Genomic DNA, 24,181 nt, shown 5'->3' on the forward strand with positions numbered 1-24,181 from the left:
TCTTCCTCATAGACCAGCTCTTAAACTTGCTTCGATAAATATATCTAAATCACCATCTAATACAGCTTTAGGATTACGATTTTCAACACCTGTTCTTAGATCTTTAATTCTAGAATCATCTAGAATATAAGAACGAATTTGATTACCCCAACAGATATTAGATTTGTTTTCTTCTAATATTTGTTTATCTGTATTTTTTTTTTGTATTTCTAATTCATATAATTTTGCTTTGATTTGTTTTAATGCTTGAACTTTATTTTTATGTTGTGATCTGTCATTTTGACATTTACTTACTATTCCAGTTGGGATGTGAGTTATACGTACAGCTGATTCAGTTTTATTAATATGTTGACCACCAGCACCAGATGCCCTATAAACATCAATACGTAAATCAGATGGATTTAGTTCAATTTCAATATCATCATTTACTTCAGGATAAATAAATGCTGAACTAAAAGAAGTGTGACGCCTTCCTCCTGAATCAAAAGGACTTTTTCGTACTAATCTATGAATACCTGTTTCAGCATGTAACCAACCATAAGCATATTCACCAATAATCTTTATTGTAGCAGATTTCAAACCAGCAATATCCCCGTCTGCAATATCAATAATCTCTGTTCTAAAACATTTTGATTCAGCCCACCGTAAATACATGCGCATTAACATGCTTGCCCAATCTTGGGCTTCAGTTCCACCAGAACCTGCTTGTAAATCAATATAACAATTAGCTATAGCATTTTCTACCGAAAACATATGTTGCAATTCTAATTGGATAACTTTTTTTTCTAAACATAATAATTTCGTTTTTATTTCACAATAAATTTCTTCATCATACTCTTCAATTATAAGATCTAATAAATCATTTGCATCATATAAGCTATGTAATAATACATCAATAGTTTTTATTTTTTCTTCAAGAGAAACACTTTCTTTACTTAAAAGAAGAGCTCTTTTAGGATTTCTCCATAAATCAGAATATTCCAATTCGATTTTTATTTTTTCTAGATGTTTTTTTTTAGTATCATAACAAAAAATATTTATTAAAATTTTAACTCTTTTAAATAAATCCTGAATATGATTTTTCATTTGATTAATATCAAACATGTCTTTATATCTTTATTAGTAATTGTATTATTTAAAGTAAAAGTTAGAAAAAACTAATTTTTTATAAAATTTATAATTATTATAAAATAACTGGTTTTAAAAAAAATATTATTTTTAATAATATTTATACAATTATAAATGACAATTTAATATTTATAACTATTAAATGAATAAATCACATATATAATTGATAATATTACTAAACTATATAAAAACTTTACAAAAGTTGTACTACTATAATTTCATTTATTTGATAATATCAAACAAATAATTAATTTAATATTTTATATTTATAAATAATAAAATAATTAATTAATAGAATTAGCTTATCAATTTATTTTAAAATTTAAATAATAATTAAAAAATAAACAGTAACTTATTAATTTAGATAATTTATTTTGATATAAATTTGTAACTAACACTATAATAATTATTATTATTTAATAATAATATATTAAAATTTGAATTTTAATTTACTAATCATGAATAATAATTATTATTAATATTTTTATAAAACTTGCAATTATTTTATTTTAATTAATATTATTTTAATACAACTAAAAATATGACATTTTATGATAAATAATAAATTAAATTAATTTTAAAATATAATAAATATTGCAAATAAATAATTAATTTTACTAATAATTAATCAATAAATTAAAAAAAATATTTATATTTTTATTTTAAATAAAAATATAAATATATCAAAATGAATATAATTCATATATCATTTATATTTAATTAAAATAATATTTATTATTAATAAATAATTTAAAATAACTTATTTAAGTAGTTAATTTGAGAATTTGATTATGACACAAACTCAATATAATAAAAAACATAATGTAAAAACTATATTCTTTTCTGATAAAGATAAAAAAATAAAATTTAAAGCTACTAAAAAAATTACTATGATTAGTATTTTTATAAATTTTTTTTTATCTTTATGGCAAATTATTATTGGCTTTTTATCTCAATCACAAGGACTAATTGCTGATGGGCTTCATTCATCATCAGATTTATTAACAGATTTTATAGTACTGGTTGCTAATAAGCATAGTCATAAACAACCTGATGCTAAACATCCGTACGGTCATTTTCGTTATGAAAATGGAGCATCTTTAGTATTGGGAGTAATTTTATTATTAGTAGGTATCAATATGATGTGGAAAGCTTTCAAAAAAATTTTAAACCCATCTGAAATTTCTGATATACATATTGCTGCGCTAATAGTATCTATATTATCATTAATTATTAAAGAAAGTTTATTTCGTCATATTTCTAATGTGGCATATAAAATTAATTCAAATATGTTAATTAGTAATGCATGGCATGCTCGTTCAGATGTTGCTTCTTCTTTAATTGTTACTATTGGTATTATTATTAGTTTATACGGTTTTAAGGTATTTGACTCTATTGCTGCATTAATAGTAGGCATTTTAATTATTAATATGGGATATAAATTTACTTATAAATCATTTAACGATCTTATGGATGCAGGAGCGGATGAAAAAACACTAGCTATTATTAGCAAACAATTATTAGAAATAGATGGAGTACTTAATATTCATGACCTTAAAACTCGTAAATCTGGTGATTATTTATTAGTAGATGTACATCTTGAAGTAGATGGTCTTCTAACAGTAGAAGAGGGTCATCAAATTGCTTTTTTTGCAAGAAAAAAACTACTTACAAATTCAAACATATTAAATGTTATGATTCATGTCGATCCTGTTAAAATTTAATAATCTTGATTATTCTTTATTATTAATATAATTTTAAAATTATACTTATTTAATTTTAAAGAACATATTTTAAAATTAATCTAAAATTAAATTATTAAAAATAATAACAATTCTAAAAATATAAATAAAAAATTATTTTATTACATTTAATCTAATTTATATTTATTCATATCTATTTCTTTTATAATCAATTAATGTATATGATTATTACATGATTCTTATTTAACTATTGTAAATAAGATAGAATGATATAATATTTTATAAATTAAATTAAAATCTATATATTAAGTATCACTTCTTCTTTAAGAAGAAGTGATACAGTTTTTTATTGATAATTAATCATCACTTAATTTAATAAAAATTTATATTATAAATATAATAGTTTATTAAAAACTTTTTATTAATATATATTATACTAATTTATACTTACAAAAAACAATACAGTCAATATATTACTATAATTATCTATTTAATATTAATTAATAATTATGAATATATATTCATAATTATTAATTTTATAAAAATATATAGATACGTTTAATTATTTAATTTAATTATATATAAAGAGGTTAATGTGGAAATATTAGTAACAGGTGGGATGGGTTATATTGGCAGTCATACTTGTGTTCAAATGTTATTAGAAGGAATGCAACCCATTATTTTAGATAATTTATGTAATTCTAGCAAAGAAGTATTAATTAGAATAGAAATAATAACTGGTTATCGCCCTATTTTTTATTATGGTGATATACGCGATGAAAAATTACTAGATAATATTTTTACTAAACATTATATTAAAGCAGTTATACATTTTGCTGGATTAAAATCTATTAATGAATCTGTAAATAAACCACTTGAATACTATGATAATAATGTTTATGGTACACTAATGTTGATACGCAGTATGTATAAAGCTAATATAAAAAATATTATTTTTAGTTCTTCTGCAACAGTATATGGTAATCCAGAAAAAGTGCCTATTACTGAAGACTTTAAAATTGGTAATACTAAGCATCCATATGGTAGAAATAAATATATAATTGAACGTTATTTATCAAATATTCAGCATTTGGATAATAGTTGGTCTGTTACTTTATTGCGTTATTTTAATCCGATTGGCGCATATCCTTCTGGTATAATAGGAGAAGATTCACACTATGAACCTAATAATTTGATACCATATATTTCTCAAGTAGCTATTGGAAGAAAAAAAAAATTAATTATTTTTGGTAATGATTATCCTACCTCAGATGGTACAGGAATTCGTGATTATATTCATGTTATGGATGTTGCTGATGGTAATATTATGGCACTTAAGTCTATTAGTTTAAAACCAGGATTACATATATATAATTTAGGTAGTGGTAGAGGAACAAGTGTATTAGAGATTTTAAAAATATTTGAAAAAATTTGTAATAAAAAAATTGCATATGAAATACGGTCTCGAAGACCAGGAGATATTGCTGAATGTTGGTCAAATCCAATAAAAGCTAAATCTGATTTTGGATGGACAGCAAAACATTCTATCGAAACCATGCTTGTTGATACATGGCGTTGGCAATGTAAAAATCCATACGGTTATAAACAATTACTAGATAAATTTAATTTAAATATTTAGTTTTTAGATTTAATACAATAAATAATATGATTTATATTTTATAATTACGGCCAATTTTCCAATTGATATTAATTAATGCTTACCATATTAATAAGTTTTATTTATAAAACAAAAATAAGTTAATTCAGATTAGAATTAATCTAATTAAATCTAATTAATTTTAAAATAAACATCTAATTTTTGTTACATCATATACTATTAAGGTAAATATTTTGATACTTTTGAGTATTATCGCAAAGTAATATTGCTCTATATTTTTATAATATAAAAATATTATTTTGAAGATTTAAATTAAAATTTTTAATTATAAAATCTAATTGCTTTTAATGATTTTTATGGTTTATTGATTGAATTGCAGTAATAGCAATTGTGTAAACAATATCATCGACTAATGCACCTCGAGATAAATCATTAACAGGTTTACGTATACCTTGCAACATTGGTCCTATAGAAACTATATTAGCTGATCGTTGCACTGCTTTATATGTAGTATTTCCAGTATTTAAATCTGGAAAAATAAACACTGTTGCTTGTCCTGCAATAGGTGAATTAGGTGCTTTTGATTTAGCAACATCAACCATAATAGCGGCATCATATTGCAATGGGCCATCAATTATTAAATCAGGACGTTTTAATTGTGCTAAAACAGTAGCTTTGCGAACTTTATCTACATCATTACCAGTACCAGAATTTCCAGTAGAATAAGAAATCATTGCTACTCTAGGTTCAATACCAAATGATTTAGCAGAATCAGCGGATTGTATAGCAATTTCTGATAATTGTTCGGCAGTTGGATCTGGATTTATAGCACAATCACCATAAACTAACACTTGTTCTGGTAATAACATGAAAAATATTGACGATATAATTGAATTACCTGGAGAAGTTTTAATTAATTGCAAAGATGGACGGATAGTATTAGCAGTAATATGTACTGCACCAGAAACTAAACCATCAACTTCATCATTTTCTAACATCATTGTACCTAAAACTACATTATCTTTTAACTGATTAATTGCTATACTTTCTGTCATACCTTTATTTTTACGCAATTCAACTAAACGGTTAACATAATTCTTTCTAACTAACTTTGGAGATAGAATTTCTATTCTTGTATTTCTTGTATAAAAATCAATTCCTTGTTTAACAGCTACTTGTTTTATTTCATCTGGATCTCCTAATAATATACAAGTTGCAATTCCTCTTTCTGCACAAATAGCAGCAGCTTTTATTGTACGAAATTCGTTACCTTCGGGAAGTACTATACGTTTGTTAGCTTTACGAGCTAATGAAGTTAATTGGTAACGAAAAACTGGTGGAGATAACCTATTAGACCGTATAGAATCAGTAGTTAATGAATTAATCCATTGATGATTAATATGCAATGCAATATGATTTTTAGTTTTTGTAATTCTTTCATGATCATCTACATGTAAATATAAACTAAAATTCTGTAAATTTAATGAAGTTTTCCAAGTATTTGTATTCACCATCAAAATAGGCAATCCAGTTGCAAAAGCACGTTGACAAAGATTGTATATTGATTTATTAAAATTATGTCCTCCAGTTAATAGCAAGGCACCAATTTTAATACCATTCATAACTGCTAAACAAACAGCTATAATCACATCATATCGATCAGAAGAAGTAACTAATAATGCACCTATACGAAATAATTTCACTATTTTAGATATATTACAGGAGCAAAAAATAACTGATTGTATTCTTCTTGTTTGTAGTTCTCCTTCATGTAATATAATAGCATTTAAATAATTAGCAATGTCAACAACACGGGTAGCTATAAGATCAATATTCCATGGAATACAACCTAATATTGGCAAAAAACAATCGTTTACTAAATTTTTAAATTTAGTTTCTGTTGTAATTCCAGTAACTTTGTTAGATTTATAAAATATTTCTGATAAAATAGGATGTTTTTTATCGTATTCATCAATAGGGGCATTAATTTTGTTAATAATTACTCCTGAAATATTTATATTTTGTAAACAACTGAATTCATATCGTAATAATTTAATACGATTTGTTAATTGTTTTTGAGTTTTATTAATCGACGAAGTTATAAAAATAACATTAGCACCTAGCATATTGGCAATATCATAATTTAATGATTTAGCAAAAGGGTGCTGGGGCATAGGTATTAAACCTTGAATCAAAATAACTTTAGTATCTTTTTTGTTATCGTAATAAAGTGCAACAATTTTTTCCATTAGGATATTTTTTTGATTTTTTTTCAATAAAGATTCAACATAATCTATTTTTAATGGTTTAATTAAATTAACATTAGTATGAAACCGCAATATTTCAGTTGTCTGATCTTTATTTTTATTAAAATTAGGTTGTTCTATAGGTTTAAAAACCATTAATCTCAACCCTTTTTGTTCCATTAAATTGATTATGCCTAAACTGACACTAGTCAATCCAACATTGATATCAGTCGGTATCAACATAAATGTATGAGACACAGCTTCCTCTCTTTTTCATAGTTAAAAGATATTTAATATCTATTAATTATTACATGATTATTTTTTAATCAATTTAAATTGTTAATCACTAATCTATTAGTGTCTTGTGCAATAACTAATTCTTCATTTGTTGGAATCACAAAAACAGGTATGCTATCGTTAGTAGCAATATTACCTATTTTGCCAAATCGTACCGCTAAATTACGATCGTGATCGTATTTAACACCAATTAAAGATAATTTTTTAAGTGTTAACTCACGTACTAAAGCTGAATTTTCTCCAATACCACCAGTTAAAATAATTGCATCTAAACGACCATCCATTAATGAACAATAACTTGATATATATTTAGCTAAACGATGACAATAAACATCCATAGCTCTTTTTGCATTTGACTTAGTATAATAATTCTTTTCAATATAACGACAATCATTAGTTATTTCAGTCAATCCAAGTATACCAGATTTTGTAGTTAATAATTTCTTAATTTCACAAAGACTCATACCCAATATGTCGTATAAATAGAATATGATAGCTGGATCAATATCACCACTTCTAGTTCCCATAACTAATCCTTCTAATGGTGTAACACCCATTGAAGTATCAACAGATTTTCCATTTACTACTGCAGTAATAGAACTACCATTTCCTAAATGGCAACTAATCACATTTAATTTATTTATTGACTTATTAAGTTGTTTAGCTGCTTGATTGGAAACATAATAATGACTAGTACCATGTGCACCATAACGACGAATTCCATATTTCTTGTATAAATCATAAGGTAATGCATATAAATAAGATGCATTTGGCATTGTTTGATGAAATGCTGTATCAAATACAGCTACATGTTTTTTATTTAAGTGAGGAAATGCTTTTTTAGATTCTTCTAATCCAATAAGACCAGCAGGATTATGTAATGGGGCAAATGGAATAGATTCTTTAATAACTTGAATAACTTCATCATTGATAATAACAGATTTAGTAAATTTTTCACCTCCATGAACAATACGATGACCAATTGCAGAAATAGCTTCAGTTAATCTTGGTTTTTTAATGAGTATTTCATTAACTAAAAAAGTTATTGCATCACTATGTGCAGAACCTCCAGGTAAAGGCATTTCGTTTTTAATATTATCTATTTTCCATTTAATACGAGTTTCTGGCATATAAAAACATTCTGTTAAACCAGTTAATTGTTCTTCGCCACTAACTGGATCAATGATCGCAAATTTAAGAGAAGAACTACCACAATTAAGTACTAACACCAGCTTACTTGACATGAAATTACCTACTATATTGTTATTATTTAGTAATAATATATAAAATATTAACTAAATAACTATGTAAATCAATATTAATTTAATTAAATTCTAAGATTATTAAGGTATTAATATTAAGTATCATTTTCATAAAATTATGATTCTTTCATTTATTTATCGATATAATTTTGATATAATAATGAATTACTAAAGTGATATTAAATTTAGATATAAATATCTGGATGTTTAGATATCTGTTAGCGGTGTAAATATTTTTATAAAATAAATTTATTACTCTATTACTTATTTAAATTTTATTTTTTTAAAATATAAAATAATCTATAATTTTCATATATTTTTATTTATAGATATAATCTTTGTTTCATTACTAATACCAATTTACCAAATAATCATATCACTATAAATGCTAAATTTATTATAATCAATCAAAATATACAAATATAAAATTAAGAGATAATTATTTTAAACTTATTTCATTGCATGTTTTATAATTTATGATTTTTGCTTTTACCTAATTTTATTAATATTAATTTTTAATTTTATTAACATAAGGATTATAATCTTCTTTAAATCTAATTTTAATTGGTGTCCCATTAATTTTTAATTTTTTCCGAAAATAATTTATCAAATAACGTTCGTAAGAATCAGGTAAATCAGTTACCTGCTTGCCATGAATAATCACAATAAGCGGATTATAACCACCAACATGGGCATATTGCAGTTTTACTTTTCGTCCTCGTATTAATGGTGGATAATGCTCTTCTTCAGCAGCTTTCATAATACGTGTTAGTAACGCTGTACCAATTTTACGTGTTGCTAATTCATAACTTTCATGAATAGATTTAAATAATTTTTTAATACCACTACCATACAATGCTGAAATAAAATGAATATTAATAAAATTAGCAAAACCTAAGCGAAAATTTAATATATTTTTTATTGTTTGACGATTATCCTGTAATAAATTATCCCATTTATTGACTACAATTATCACAGATCGCCCAATTTTTAAAATAAAACTTAATAATGATAATTCTTGATTTGAAATACCTTGCATAGCATCAATAACTAGTAAAACAACATTTGAATTTTTAATTGATTCCAATGTTTTAATTATAGAGAATTTTTCTACAGTTTTATTTACTTTACTACGCTTACGAATACCAGCAGTATCAATTAATATATATTCATATTTATTACGTTTCATTGAAATATAAATACTATCTCTAGTAGTACCAGGGATGTCATAAACAACTACTCTGTTTTCACCTAAGATACGATTAATTAATGTAGATTTACCAACATTAGGACTTCCTACAATAGCTAACTTAATCTGTAATAAGCATGGATTAAAGACTTTTTTTATTCTATTTTTTTCGATCAAGATTTTATCTTTTATGGTGTCAACTGTATTAACTTTCTCTTTAAAAAAATTTATATTGTTGAATGATTTTTGTATTGAATAATTCATAGATACTTTTTCAATTAATTTGCTAATACCTTTTCCATGAGATGCTGTAATAGGATAAATATTTTTAATGCCTAATTCATAACAATGATTTAATGACAAATTAACATCTAAACCATCTATTTTATTAGCTATTAAATAAATATATTTATTAAGACTACGTAGATTTTGCGCTATATTATAATCTATAGGCATTAACTCAGATCGCGCATCAATTAAAAAAAAAACAATATCAGCTTCCTTGATAGCGACTGTAGTTTGATAAGTGATATTATTTTCTATTCCATTTTTTGAATTATTCATTCCTCCAGTATCTATAATAATAAATTCCTGACCTGAGAAATATGCTTTACCATATTTTCTATCCCTGGTTGAACCTGGACAATTAGATACTATTGCATCTCTAGTATGCGTTAATAAATTAAATAAAGTAGATTTTCCTACATTTTGTCGGCCGACTAAAGTAATTACAGGTATCATCTTAAAAATACCCTCTTATGAAAACTAAATTTGCTATTTTAGCATTACATAAAACAATAATTTTATAGAAACAAAAAATTAACTTTTCTAAAAAATTAATAAATTAACGTTTAATAAGATATAACGTGCCATTTTTAGATTGAATTAATAATTTATTATTAGCTATTATAGGATGACTGCGTAATCCAGATTTATCAATTTTATTTTGTGCTACAAAATGACCATCTTTAATACTTAACCAATGAATATATCCTTCTGAATCACCAATAACTAAATAGTCATCATAAATAACTGGATCTGTTAAATTACGGTGCAATAAAGCATTCTGTATCCATAAAATAATACCATCATTTTTACGCACTGACAGTACACGATCATTTTGATCAACTAAGTAAATATTTTTTTTATCGCCAACAATATCATTTACTGATCCTATTTCTCGTTTCCAAATAATTTTACTCGAATTGATATCTATCGCAACTAAATCACCATTATATGCAATAGCAAAAATATTATTTCTATTAATATCAATCAATGGCATAATATTAACATCATGCAACCGATCAATTTCAGTTACACCATGTATTTCAGAAATATATTGTTGCCATATAATTTCACCTTGAGGAAGCATTATAGCAACAATTCGACCATTATCACTACCAATAATAGCAACTCCATGAACTATACTTGGTGATGACTTTCCTCTTATTGAAAAAATAGAAGTTTCTAAATTAATACTCCATTTAATTTGCCCATTTTGAATATCTAATGCATATAATACTCCATTACTGGTATGTATTAATACTATAGTATTACTAATTATTGGATTCGATAAAACCTCTCCATCAACTTCAGTTTTCCACACTACTACACCATTATTCTTATTCAATGCAATTACTTTACCAGTTTCTGTACCCATATAAATATTATTCCCTGAAATAGTTAATCCGCTAGAAATTAATGCAGATACATGATTTGTAAATAATCCTACTGTTTTTGACAAATCAATTGACCATAATATTTTACCTGAATCAAAATTTATTGCTTTTACTATTCCTTGACGATCTGCTGCATAAACCGCATAATCAGCATAAGTTGGGGCAAGTTTAGAATAATATTCTCCACTTCCTATTCCAACAGGAATAGACCATACTATAGATGGATTAAATTGATTCTTAATTTTAGGCAATGAAGATTTCATAATTGAATCTTTTTCCATTGTACATCCAATTAATAAATTCATTACTAATAAACTAAATAAGAACTGGTTATTAAATTGCATTCTAAAGTTCCTCTTAGTTTGGTAAATTATTTATTTTCATCTTTAAAATTGTCTGGAGCATTTTTGCATTACTTGATTCTAATCCTTTAAAATAAGCATTACGAGCATTAATAATATCCCCTTGTTTTAAAAAAAGATCACCACGAATATTTTCAACAATTGTATTCCATTCTTTACTATGTACTTTAGTTAAAGTATGAAAAGATTTATCTATTTTATTTAAAGCTAATTGTACACGTGCTAATCTAATATTGATCAAATTTTTGAGATCAGCTAATTTAACAATTTCTAATGTCTTTAATAATATTTTTTCTGCACCAAGAATATCATTCTTTTCAACTGCTATTTTTGCTAATTTAATATTTAGTAATACAACATAGATATTATCTATATTATTAATATTTTTTTTATCAGATAAAAATGATAATTTTGATGTTGTTTCTAATTGCGAGGAAATTTCTTCAAATATTTGAGCACTTTTTTGTAAATCATATTTTTTATATGACTTCCAATAAATTGAACTAATAATACTAAAAACTATTATAACTAATAAGACTACTAATATTTTTATATATTTAATAAAAAAATATTTTATAATATATATGTATTTATTTTTATGACTACAAATTTCCACAAAATCTCCTCTAACATAAAAGTTCATTTAAACGAACAATGATATTCTGTTGAGTAATTTTTTCTTGTTTACCTGTACGTAAATCTTTTATTGTAATTTCACCAGATTTATATTCATTTTCACCTAGAATTAAAACAATTTTAGCTTGATATTTATCTGCATGTGATAATTGTTTTTTTAAATTACCACCACCATAGTGAGTTATTATTGTAAAATATGGTAAATGATCACGAATTATTTCAGCTAAAACTAACATAGACTGTCTACTTACTTTTCCAGAAGTAATCAGATAAACATCAACTATATTATACTCGTCAATAAAATATGGATTTATCTGTTTAATCAATAAAACCATACGATCTATTCCAATAGCAAAACCTATAGCTGGAGTAGCTTTACCTCCCAATTGTTCTACTAAATTATCATAACGTCCCCCAGCACATACAGTATTTTGAGCACCTAATATATCCGTGATCCATTCAAATACAGTACGATTATAATAATCTAAGCCACGCACCAAACGATGATTAATTCTATATTTAATATTTGTTGCATCAAGTAGTTTACATAGGTTAATAAAATGGTATTTAGATTCACTATCAATATAATCAGCAAGTAATGGGGCATCAATGAGTATTTCTTGTATTTTAGGATTTTTTGTATCAAGGATACGTAATGGATTAGCTAATAACTGATGTAAACTATCTTGATCTAATTCATTTTCATATTGATGCAAAAAATCCATTAATACACGACAATATTTCTCTCTTGATGATAATGAACCAATTGAATTTATTTCTAATGAAATATATTTAATTATTCCTAATTCACGAAATAACCGTGCTGTAATATTAATAAGTTCTGCATCAATATCTGGACCAATAAAACCAAAAACTTCTGCACCTAATTGATAAAATTGTCTATACCGTCCTTTTTGTGGGCGATCATAACGGAACATTGGCCCTAAATACCACAGTCGTTGTTGCCGTTTTTTATACAAAAACCCATGCTCAATTCCTGAACGCACACAACCAGTTGTATTTTCTGGACGTAAAGTTAAACTATTACCACTTCGATCATTAAAAGTATACATCTCTTTTTTCACTACATCAGTAACTTTACCTATAGCACGAGAAAACAATGATGTTTGTTCTATTATTGGGGTCCTTATCTCACTAAATCCATAATTAGTAAGAATCTGTTTACATTTATTTTCAATTTTTTGCCAGAATTTGATATCAGGTGTGAAACAATCATTCATACCACGAATAGATGTGATATTTTTATTCACAGTATTCCTCTTGATTAAAAATATATAATTAATTATATATAAATTAAATAGTTGTATATAATTTAAAAATAAATAGATAGTTAATAAAATTCAATATATATTGATATATATAAAGAGATATATTACAACTAATCTATTATTTATTTTTAGTTTTAATATAAATTAGATTGTTTTTATCTAACATTATAGCTTTTGCTCGAATTTTAGCTTCTATTTCATCAATTATATTAGCATTATTTAAGTGCTCTTTTTGACGTATACCATCTTCATAAAATACACTTCTAGTTCTTATACCAGTTATACCTAATGCAGAATACTTAGCTTCACCAGGACCATTAACTACACAACCAATAATTGAAACATCCATTGGAGTAGTAATATCTTTTAATCTTTCTTCTAATACATTAATTGTATTAATAACATCAAATTCTTGACGTGAACATGTTGGACAAGCAATAAAATTAATACCTCTAGAACGAATACGCAGTGATTTTAAAATATCAAAACCAACTTTTACTTCTTCAATAGGATCAGCAGCTAGTGAAATGCGTAATGTATCACCAATCCCTTCAGATAATAATATTCCTATTCCAATAGCAGATTTTACTGCACCTAAACGTGCTCCACCTGCTTCGGTAATTCCTAAATGTAAAGGTTGATCAATTTTTTTAGAAAGTAAACGATAAGCACATACAGTAAAAAGAACATCTGATGACTTAACACTAATTTTAAATTGATAAAAATTTAATCTATCTAATATATCAACGTGACGCATAGCTGATTCAACTAAAGCTTCTGGTGTCACCTCACCATATTTTTCTTGAATATTTTTTTCTAGTGAACCAGCATTAACACCTATTCTGATAGGAATATTTTTATCACGAGCACAAGCAACAACTTGACGAATACGATTTTTGTTACCAATATTACCTGGATTAATTCGTAAACAATCAGCACCATATTCAGCAACTTTTAGTGCTATACGATAATCAAAATGTATATCAGCAATAATAGGTACATTAACTTGCTTTTTGATAAGTTTAAATGCTTCAGCTGCATCCATCGTAGGCACGGCAACTCGTACAATATCAACTCCTACTTGTTCTAATAATTTAATCTGCTTTACTGTAGATTGTATATCTGTAGTACATGTATTTGTCATTGACTGTATTGTTATTGGGGCTCCATCACCAATAGGAACATGACCTACATAAATTCTTATTGATTTACGTCTTTTTATAAAAAATTTATGATGCATAATTATCATTCCTTAATATAAATATTGAATAATTTATGCTATTTTTATTACTAAAACTAGTAAATATAATTAAAATTAATAAAAAAATTATTTATTCATTTAAAGTTCAGTGCTTATTATTTTTAATAGAAATATTTTTAATATTATGAAGATAATTTGAACAAAGATGGATTGAATTTAATAAAATATTCCAAATCAACAGTATTTATTACATTAGGATAAGTAATAAATTTTAACAGACATTTTTGTATTTTAAAATTTAATCGCTAATATACAAGTATTTATGATAAAATAATTTCACTACAAATAGATTTTTTATTTTACGTAATATTTTAAATATTACCAGATATTAAATAATATTTTTTAAACTTTATCCAAATTAGATAAGTAGTATTTACTATAGTATTTAATCTATAGTATTTAATCAAAATATGCTTATCAAGCATATTTTGATTCTATTCAATTATATTAAAACATTTTGAATATCACTTCATACTGTAATCACTTCATACTGTATTCATCTTTACTTTCTTTATTATAGATATTTATATGGACTTTAAATAATTTTTTAAAATATATACAATCTTTCTATAAAAGATAGAACCGAGTTATCTAAAACTTTAGCAATATCAGATGAACCTTGTTTAGCCATAGTAGTAATCTCTTGTTTTTGTATTTTATAACCCTGCCACCACCATATTCCGATCATTGTAATAAAAATAATAATAATTAACCAAGTAAATTTCATTAACCAACCTTCTCTTCTTTTATATATTTTACCTAAATAATAACTATGCATCTGAGAAACCACGGATGTTTTTACTGGCGTACACTTATTTAATAATTCAATAATCTCATTTTCTGGAATTTTAACTAATTTTGCATAAGAACGTATATAACCGCGAAAAAAAGTTGGATCAACATTATGTGAATTGCTATCTTCTTCTATCTGGCGGACAGTGTATACTTTTAAACAAAGTCGTTCAGCAACGATTTCACGAGACAAACCAAGTATTTCTCGTGCTTGTAATAATCGTTGACCAACAGTTATTTCTATTTTTTCTGATTTATGGTTACTGTTCATTACTGAAAATATTAATCTTTTAAATTTTAAAAAAATTCTCTAAGTATTATTTTCTATTTTAGCGTTAATTAAACTTTTAAATTCAAATATCGAAAATATAGTAACATAATTTATAATTAAAATAACAAATAAAAAATATTTACATTATTTATAAATACTGTTTGAAGATATTAGTCATAATTTTAAAAAATAAATGATTTTTAAAGTTATAAGCATATATTTTAATGGCTATATATTTGGCGCTATTTAAAGTTCTTTAACTATTATTGAATTAGGTATTGATTTTTTTAAAACCATCCTTGTTTTATTAACAACATAACCAGATAATTGACCACAAGCAGCATTAATATCATCACCTCTAGTTTTACGTATAATAGTTGTAAAACCATATTTCATTAGTATCTTTGCAAAATTATAAATACACTCATTAGAACTACATTTATACAAAGACCCTGGAAATGAATTCCATGGAATTAAATTAATTTTACTAGGTGTATCACTGAGACATTGAGCTAATTGATGTGCATGATGAATATTATCATTTATACCATGTAACATAACATATTCAATAGTAACACGTCCATGATTAGCTTTAGATTTTATCAAATAACGACGAGCACTAGCTAGTATAGCTTCAATATTGTATTTTTTATTTATTGGTATAATTTTATTACGTATTCTATCAGTTGGAGCATGTAAAGAAATAGCTAAGGATACATCAAGCATATCTCCTAATTTATCAAGTGCAGGTACAATACCTGAAGTAGATAAAGTAACTCTTCGTTTCGATAAACCAAATCCAAAATCATCCATAATAATTTTAATAGCTGGAATGACATTCCTTAAATTTAATAATGGTTCTCCCATACCCATCATAACAATATTAGTAATTGGGCGCCTATTTTTATAATTCAAATCACAAGATCTAAGAATTTTAGCAGCTAACCATACTTGACCTATAATTTCTGAAACTCGTAAATTACGATTAAATCCTTGTTTTCCAGTTAAACAAAAATTGCATCTCAAAGAACAACCTACTTGAGATGAAATACAAAGAGTCCCTCTATTATTTTCAGGAATATAAACTGTTTCTACTTGTTGGCTACCTACTATGATTGACCATTTTATGGTACCATCAAGAGAATGTTGTTCTTGTGCAATTTTAGGTGCTAAAATTTCAGCAACTAGTTTTAATTTATTCCTAACAACTTTATTTATATTAGTCATTAAATCAAAATTATCACAAAAATAATGATAAATCCATTTCATTATTTGATCGGCTACAAATGATCTTTCTCCTATGTCATATAAAAAATTACGCATTTGATTACGATCTATATCCATTAAATTAATTTTCATTGTTTTATTTTTAATATTACTAAAAATTATAACGATAATAATGATTGTTTTTATTCCGTATTATTATGTAATTATGTGCTCTTTTAATCATATTAACATCTATTATATTAATATAAATAAATATATTCATTACGAGTAAATTATATTTATTTACTATTTAAAAATAAAACTAAATGAACCATGATTGTATTTGATGTAATCTTATTTTCGCATAATTAGCAATATAGAGCATCTGATAAATGCCTTATTTAAATTTATATCTCTAATTAAATTAGATAACGTTAACACGTCTTTTTCTGTTAACATTTATAATATAATAAATACTAGAATTATAAATATAAATAATTTAGTGAGGAAATATTTATTTTTATATTCTAACTATTTTTTATTCTAGATAAAAATTTTTACCTATCCAATGCTTAAATAAATAATTTTAACAGCAATAACTAAGAATCTTAGTTTCTTCTCAAAACGACCATAAATTTCACTAATTATATTTTTCAACTGCATTTAGCTCAATAATAAATAACATAAATTGTATTTTTACTAGGTATTTGCTTACTTTGTATATAAATTATTTTTATTAAAAATTTTAGTCTTTTATTTATTATCTGTGATAATTTAGATAATAATTTTAAATATAATATTTATTATATCAATTTAATAGTTTTATTCAAAATATTTAATTAAATTTAATTTTAAACATTAAACAATAACTGAAATTAAGCAATTATAAACAATATCAAAAAATAAATAATTATAATTTTATATATTTTAAAACTAAAATTATTAAATAAAATTTGATAAATAATTAATTTTATAGTTAATATAATCTAATTTTTCTTAGTATATTTATTTTATAATATTTATAGATTAATTTACTTGATTATAAACTATTAATAATATTCATAAAATGTTTACTTTGCTTTTATAGCAAAAAATATTGATATATTGGAATATATACAAGTATTTTTTAAATATCTGTTGTAATAATACTACGTAATTAATTATATAGATAATATCTTATAAATTTATAAAATACTATAATTTTTTATTAAATATACTTAGTGAAATAAAATATAAATTTAAATAATTTAAATTAGATAAATATATTGAAATAATAATTTTTTTATTATTTGTGACATAACCATAATAATTTATCTCAAATGAGCTATTTTATTATTAATCAATTGAATAGTATAATCAATTTCTTCTTCTGTAGTATACCTGCCAATAGAAAATCTAATTGAACTATATGCTAGATCATCATTGACTCCTATAGCTTTTAACACATAAGATGGCTCAAGATATGATGCAGTACATGCCGAACCTGATGAAACAGCTAAATCTTTTAGAGCCATAATTAATGATTCACCGTTTACGTAATTAAAACTGACATTTAGAAGATGAGGGGCGCTATTTACTAAATCACCATTAAGATAAACTTCTTCAATATTTTGAATACCATTCCATAAACGTTCACGTAAATTACTTAGTTTTTTAGATTCTACTTCCATTTCTAATTTAGCAATTTTATAGGCTTCTCCCATTCCTACAATTTGATGTACGGGCAATGTTCCTGAACGCATACCTCTTTCGTGACCACCTCCGTGTTGTTGAGCTATCAATTGAACACGAGGACTATTACGCACATAGAGTGCTCCAATACCCATTGGTCCGTATAATTTATGTGCTGAAAAAGACATTAAATCAACTTTTAATTTTTCTAAATCAATCGGTAATTTACCGACTGATTGTGTTGCATCAACATGAAATATAATGTCATTATTACGACATATTTCACCTATAGACGAAATATTTTGAATAATTCCAATTTCATTATTAACATGCATTATAGAAATTAAAATTGTATTAATACGTATAGCCGATTTAATATCATGCAAATCAATAATACCATTACTTTTAGGAGAAATATAAGTAACTTCAAATCCTTCATTTTCAAGTTGCTGGCAAGTAGCTAAAACTGCTTTATGTTCTGTTTTACTAGTAATGATATGATTACCTTTTTTTTTATAAAAATTAACAACACCTTTAATAGCTAAATTATCTGATTCAGTAGCTCCTGAAGTAAAAATAATTTCACTTGGATTTGCATTAATCAAATCAGCAATATGATTACGAGCAATATCAACAGCTTCTTCAGCCTGCCAACCAAAATAATGAGATAAGGATGAAGGATTACCAAAATTACCATCTATAGTCATATACTGCATCATTTTTTTAGCAACACGAAAATCAACTGGAGTAGTAGCTGAATAATCTAAATAAATTGGTAATCTCATTACATTTTTATCTCCAAAAAATTTGTTATTATATTTTCATGTTGTAAGAAAATATAAATTCATATATTAAAAATAAAATTAAATAAAAATAATTTTTATTATAGTTATAATTTAATTGATCATTAATCGCTCTTCATATTTAGAATAAGTAGTTAAATTATGGAATTTATTAATTGTAAAACAATTGCATGTAAAATTAATAATTTAATTTATTCATGTTAAAATTTATAAATATAATAATAAGATCACATTTAATTTTTTTTTAGTCTAATCTATATTAGACAAATTTATCAACATAAAATAAACAAAAAATAAAAATATTTTTGCTTATTCACTAAATAAATAACTGTTACCAAAAAGTATAAAAAATGATGATTAGTTTAATTTTACATAGTTTATACTAGACTAAAAAAGTTGTTAAAATATAACACCTTATCGATATCAAATAACTTTAATACTAAATTTATTATAAATATATATAGCTATAAATAGCATCTTAAGTTTTTATAACTGCATAAAAATTTTTAAACATAAATTTTACAATTAAATAATAAAATTATTTAATTCATTACTATTAGAGTATAATTTAATATTAAAATTAATTAAATTTAATAAAATGTATATGATATAGATAATTTAAATACAAAAATGCATGTTGTATCATACAAAATGTGATTTTTAAGTAATCAATAAACAAATATCATTTTCAAATATCTAAAAATTTATTAATAAAATAAATGGTAGTGAATTAAAAATTTATTAAAACGAAAAACTACACCACTATTTAAATAAATGGTTAAAAAATAACATATCAGCAATATAATAAATTAATTAATTTTTAAAATTGATACATAATGGACAATTATTTATATGCTTTATAATATTATATTAAATATTATTTATACATTTATATTTTTATTCTTAACTAATAGCATAAACAGAACCTTATTACATTATTTATAATAATTATAAATAAATGAAATTTATGATTTTTTCAAAAATGTTAAAATTTAACATAATAAATTTATTAACACAAATACGCGACTAATAATTTTTCTAATTTTCTATAGATAAATGATTTTATATTCTTGGTTTAATAAATTATAAAATAATATTTTTTTACTAAATTTTTTAAGATTATTTCAATATATTAACAATATCTATTAAGTAGTTATTTTAAAAAATATTTGTTATATTTTAGATGCGATATGAAATTATTCATATTAAATATTACTTGGAATTATAATCAATGCATCCAATGCTAACTATTGCTATACGTGCAGTCCGCCAAGCTGGTGACTTTATTAATAAAAATTATGAAAACTATAATGTTTTAAAAAAACAAAACAATTTTTTAACTAATATTGATAAAAAAGTAAAACAGATTATTATTACAACCATAAAAAAATCTTATCCTACTCATACAATTATCACTAAAGAAAGATACCAGATAATTGATAAAAAAAATAGTATTCAATGGATAATAAATCCATTAGATGGTATAATAAATTTTATAAAATTATTGCCTAATTTCTCTGTATCTATAGCAGTACGTATTAATTGTCGTACAGAAATAGCTGCTATTTATAATCCTATTCTTAATGAATTATTTACTGCAGTACGGGGTCAAGGAGCACAATTAAATAATTATAGACTTCGTATTAAAAATAATAATGAATTAAAAGTGATAATTATAGCTACTGGGTTTCCTTTTAAAAAACAACAAAATACATCAATGTATATTGATGTTATTATTGAATTAATAAAGAAATATACTAATTTGTATAGTACTGGTGTAATATCTTTAGACTTAGCATATGTTGCTGCCGGGCGAATTGATGCTGTTTTTAAAGTTGGATTAAAACCTTATGATTTTATGGCTGGTGAATTATTAATACGTGAATCTGGCGGTATTGTAACCGATTTTTTAGGTGGTTATAATTATCTTTCATCAGGCAATTTTCTCGCAGGTAATTTAAGCATAGTAAAAAAAATCATAACAGAAATAAAACAATATTTAAAATATTAAACAAATCATTTAAATATTTTAATTTATTTGTTTTTAAAATGTTAATTTTATAAAAATTATATAATATAACGATATTACATATAATTATTAAAATAATTTAAAAATAAACTTATAAGAATATAATTATACTTATTTAAATAAATAATAAATTAAAAATCGTAAACAGTATTAATTATATAAATTATCTATTATATTATTATTTACATTAAAACTAAATATAATCTCATTAATAATGAGATTATTTATACAAATAAACATTCATAATGTTATAAAAAAAATACTATTTATTCAATATTTTGAATTTGCTCACGCATTTGTTCTATTAACACCTTTAATTCAATAGCAGCATTAGTTATTTGACTGTTAATAGATTTAGAAGCTAACGTATTAGCTTCACGATTAAACTCCTGCATCATAAAATCTAATCTACGACCTACCGCTTCTTTTTTTTTGAAAATATTATATGTTTCTTTCACATGAGCATCTAATCTATCAAGTTCTTCTGAAACATCAATACGTTGAGTCAATATAACAAACTCTTGTTCTAAACGATTACTATCTATCTGAATTTTTGCTTCTTCTAATTTTTTTTGTAATCTATCCTTTTGCCATTTTAAAATATCTGGCATTTGATAACGAATAGATTGAATTAAATCAAAAATAGTATTTAATCTTTGCTTAATCATATTCATTAATATAATTCCTTCACTCTCTCTATTAAGAATAAAATCATCTAAAACAAATTCTAATTCTTTAAGAAGATACATGTTAATAAAATCAAAATTTTTCTCCTGATACGAGATAACACCAGGCCATTTTAGAAGCTCTAATGGATTAATTTCCCCTTCACCACTAATTTTTTTAATCCAATTAGCATTTTTGATTAATTCATTAACTAAATTTTTATTTAAAACAAATTCACTTAGTTCATATTGATCTGTGTTAAATGTAAAATATAGAATACATTCTATTTTACCTCTTGTTAATCTTCCACGTAATTGTTCACGAATAATAGGTTCCAAATTTCTAAATTGTTCAGGCAAACGAATATAAGTTTCAAGATATCTTTGATTTAAAGAACGTAATTCCCAACATAAATTTCCCCATTTAGTTTTCAAATCTCTTCTTGCAAAAGCTGTCATACTATGCACCATATATTATTTCCTAAATGTAAAAATAAAAAATTATATTATAGCTTTTAGTTTAACCATAGAATAGTTATTTAGTATTGAAAATACTGTGATATATAAGTAATATATTAAATTAAGAGGATAATATTATGCGACCAAAAAATAGAAAAGCTGATCAAATCAGACCTATAAAAATTACTAGAAAATACACTAAGTATGCAGAAGGTTCTGTTCTAATTGAGTTGGGTAATACAAAAGTATTATGTAACGCCACAATTGAAGAGAGAGTCCCAAAATTTTTAAAAGGACAATCACAGGGTTGGATAACAGCTGAATATGGTATGTTACCTCGTGCGACAAATTTACGTAATATACGAGAAGCTATAAAAGGCGGCCAAACAGGACGTAGTATAGAAATACAACGACTTATTGCACGATCTTTACGAGCTACTGTTGATTTAAAGCAATTAGGTGAATACACCATAATATTAGACTGCGATGTCATTCAAGCTGACGGAGGAACTCGTACTGCTGCAATTTCTGGTGCTCATGTTGCTTTAACTGATGCATTAAATATGATATCTGTAAAAGAAAAATTCAAAAAAAATCCTATTAAATCAATGGTTGCTGCTATTTCTGTTGGTATAGTTAATGGAAACACTATTTGTGATCTAGAATATAGTGAAGATTCTATTGCAGAAACAGATATGAATATCGTTATGATGGATAATGGTAAAATAATTGAAATTCAAGGTACAGCTGAAAGCAAACCATTTAGTCATGAAGAATTAATATCATTACTATATTTAGCAAAAAATGGATTACAAATTATTTTTTCCGCACAAAAACAATCATTAAAAACATAGAATTAAAATTCTATTTTTATTGTTTAATATTTTTATTGTTTTACGTTTTATTATTTATTAAAATTAAAAACAGATTATCTAAAAAAAGAGAAAAATTAATGAAAGATTATCAGAGAGAATTTATTAAATTTGCCATAAAAAAAAAGTATTACAATTTGGTCGACTTAAATTAAAATCTGGTAGAGAAAGCCCTTATTTTTTTAATACAGGGCTATTTAATACAGGAAAGGATTTAATTGAACTAGGTTCTTTTTATGCTCATACTTTTATGAATTATAATCCTGCATGTGATATCATTTTTGGTCCAGCATATAAAGGTATTCCAATAGTAACAGCTATGGTTGTTGCTCTGTATCAACACTATAATTTTAATAAATCATATTGTTTTAATCGAAAAGAAATAAAAACATATGGAGAAAAAGGTAAATTAATTGGTAGTCCATTAACAGGAAATGTTGTAATAGTAGATGATGTAATTACATCAGGCACAGCTATTCAAGAATCAGCAAAAATTATTAAACAACATAATGCTAAATTAAGCGCAGTTATATTAAGTCTAGATCGTCAAGAAAAAGGAAAAACAAATTTATCAGCTGTTCAAGAAATTAAAAAAAAATTAAAATGCCACGTATTTTCTATTATCACATTAAATGATTTAATCAAATACTTAAGCGAAAACTCAAATATGTCAAAATACCTAACCATGATGAAGGATCATATTAATGAATATGGTTTTATTGATTAAAGTCAACAAAATATTT

General features: G+C 24.2%; 16 protein-coding genes and 1 pseudogene. 5 read left to right on the forward strand and 12 right to left on the reverse strand.

All coding sequences use genetic code 11. The features are described 5' to 3' along the window. Positions 1-6 precede the first annotated feature (6 nt). Positions 7-1,104 (reverse strand): peptide chain release factor 2, encoded by a 1,098-nt coding sequence (prfB, locus tag AUT07_RS00530; protein ID WP_066282734.1) that lies wholly within the window; start codon positions 1,102-1,104, stop codon positions 7-9. 815 nt (positions 1,105-1,919) lie between these two features. Between prfB and AUT07_RS00535 the strand changes: the two genes are divergently transcribed. Both AUT07_RS00535 and galE read left to right on the forward strand, forming a co-directional pair. Continuing rightward, positions 1,920-2,852, forward strand: coding sequence for a cation diffusion facilitator family transporter (locus tag AUT07_RS00535; protein ID WP_066282735.1), 933 nt, complete (start codon positions 1,920-1,922; stop codon positions 2,850-2,852). Between the two features lie 574 nt (positions 2,853-3,426). Next, the gene (gene galE / locus AUT07_RS00540) at positions 3,427-4,470 is read left to right on the forward strand and encodes a UDP-glucose 4-epimerase GalE (protein ID WP_066282738.1); all 1,044 of its coding nucleotides are present in this window, start codon (positions 3,427-3,429) and stop codon (positions 4,468-4,470) included. Positions 4,471-4,793: 323 nt separating this feature from the next. Here the strand turns inward: galE and pta are convergent, their stop codons facing one another. From pta to AUT07_RS00590, 10 genes are all read right to left on the reverse strand, one after another. Further along, positions 4,794-6,953, reverse strand: coding sequence for a phosphate acetyltransferase (gene pta / locus AUT07_RS00545; RefSeq protein WP_066282741.1), 2,160 nt, complete (start codon positions 6,951-6,953; stop codon positions 4,794-4,796). Positions 6,954-7,021: 68 nt separating this feature from the next. Beyond that, on the reverse strand, positions 7,022-8,236 hold the full coding sequence (locus AUT07_RS00550) for an acetate kinase (RefSeq protein ID WP_066282744.1): 1,215 nt from the start codon (positions 8,234-8,236) through the stop codon (positions 7,022-7,024). 526 nt (positions 8,237-8,762) lie between these two features. Next, positions 8,763-10,184: a ribosome biogenesis GTPase Der gene (der, locus tag AUT07_RS00555; RefSeq protein ID WP_083495537.1), complete on the reverse strand. Its 1,422-nt coding sequence runs from the start codon at positions 10,182-10,184 to the stop codon at positions 8,763-8,765. Between the two features lie 103 nt (positions 10,185-10,287). Continuing rightward, a complete protein-coding gene (bamB, locus tag AUT07_RS00560) occupies positions 10,288-11,466 on the reverse strand; it encodes an outer membrane protein assembly factor BamB (RefSeq protein WP_066282747.1) in 1,179 nt (392 codons plus the stop codon). A 13-nt stretch (positions 11,467-11,479) separates the two neighbouring features. Then, a complete protein-coding gene (locus AUT07_RS00565; RefSeq protein ID WP_071889669.1) occupies positions 11,480-12,100 on the reverse strand; it encodes a YfgM family protein in 621 nt (206 codons plus the stop codon). A gap of 10 nt (positions 12,101-12,110) precedes the next feature. Then, the gene (gene hisS, locus AUT07_RS00570; protein ID WP_417903564.1) at positions 12,111-13,361 is read right to left on the reverse strand and encodes a histidine--tRNA ligase; all 1,251 of its coding nucleotides are present in this window, start codon (positions 13,359-13,361) and stop codon (positions 12,111-12,113) included. A gap of 166 nt (positions 13,362-13,527) precedes the next feature. Continuing rightward, entirely contained in the window at positions 13,528-14,649 is a 1,122-nt protein-coding gene (ispG, locus tag AUT07_RS00575) for a flavodoxin-dependent (E)-4-hydroxy-3-methylbut-2-enyl-diphosphate synthase (protein WP_066282757.1), read from the reverse strand. A gap of 568 nt (positions 14,650-15,217) precedes the next feature. Further along, the gene (gene rodZ / locus AUT07_RS00580; RefSeq protein WP_066282758.1) at positions 15,218-15,733 is read right to left on the reverse strand and encodes a cytoskeleton protein RodZ; all 516 of its coding nucleotides are present in this window, start codon (positions 15,731-15,733) and stop codon (positions 15,218-15,220) included. Between the two features lie 246 nt (positions 15,734-15,979). Further along, the gene (gene rlmN / locus AUT07_RS00585; RefSeq protein WP_083495538.1) at positions 15,980-17,092 is read right to left on the reverse strand and encodes a dual-specificity RNA methyltransferase RlmN; all 1,113 of its coding nucleotides are present in this window, start codon (positions 17,090-17,092) and stop codon (positions 15,980-15,982) included. Between the two features lie 1,157 nt (positions 17,093-18,249). After that, entirely contained in the window at positions 18,250-19,395 is a 1,146-nt protein-coding gene (locus AUT07_RS00590; RefSeq protein ID WP_083495539.1) for an IscS subfamily cysteine desulfurase, read from the reverse strand. A 1,249-nt stretch (positions 19,396-20,644) separates the two neighbouring features. Between AUT07_RS00590 and suhB the strand changes: the two genes are divergently transcribed. Beyond that, on the forward strand, positions 20,645-21,424 hold the full coding sequence (suhB, locus tag AUT07_RS00595; RefSeq protein ID WP_066282768.1) for an inositol-1-monophosphatase: 780 nt from the start codon (positions 20,645-20,647) through the stop codon (positions 21,422-21,424). A 284-nt stretch (positions 21,425-21,708) separates the two neighbouring features. Here the strand turns inward: suhB and AUT07_RS00600 are convergent, their stop codons facing one another. Beyond that, a complete protein-coding gene (locus AUT07_RS00600; protein WP_066282770.1) occupies positions 21,709-22,578 on the reverse strand; it encodes a YicC/YloC family endoribonuclease in 870 nt (289 codons plus the stop codon). Positions 22,579-22,703: 125 nt separating this feature from the next. Between AUT07_RS00600 and rph the strand changes: the two genes are divergently transcribed. Both rph and pyrE read left to right on the forward strand, forming a co-directional pair. Further along, positions 22,704-23,420 (forward strand): ribonuclease PH, encoded by a 717-nt coding sequence (gene rph / locus AUT07_RS00605; protein ID WP_066282773.1) that lies wholly within the window; start codon positions 22,704-22,706, stop codon positions 23,418-23,420. A 98-nt stretch (positions 23,421-23,518) separates the two neighbouring features. Beyond that, a pseudogene (gene pyrE / locus AUT07_RS00610) lies at positions 23,519-24,165 on the forward strand (orotate phosphoribosyltransferase). Positions 24,166-24,181 lie beyond the last annotated feature (16 nt).

It is taken from the genome of Candidatus Arsenophonus lipoptenae, assembly GCF_001534665.1.
Taxonomy (GTDB): domain Bacteria; phylum Pseudomonadota; class Gammaproteobacteria; order Enterobacterales; family Enterobacteriaceae; genus Arsenophonus; species Arsenophonus lipoptenae.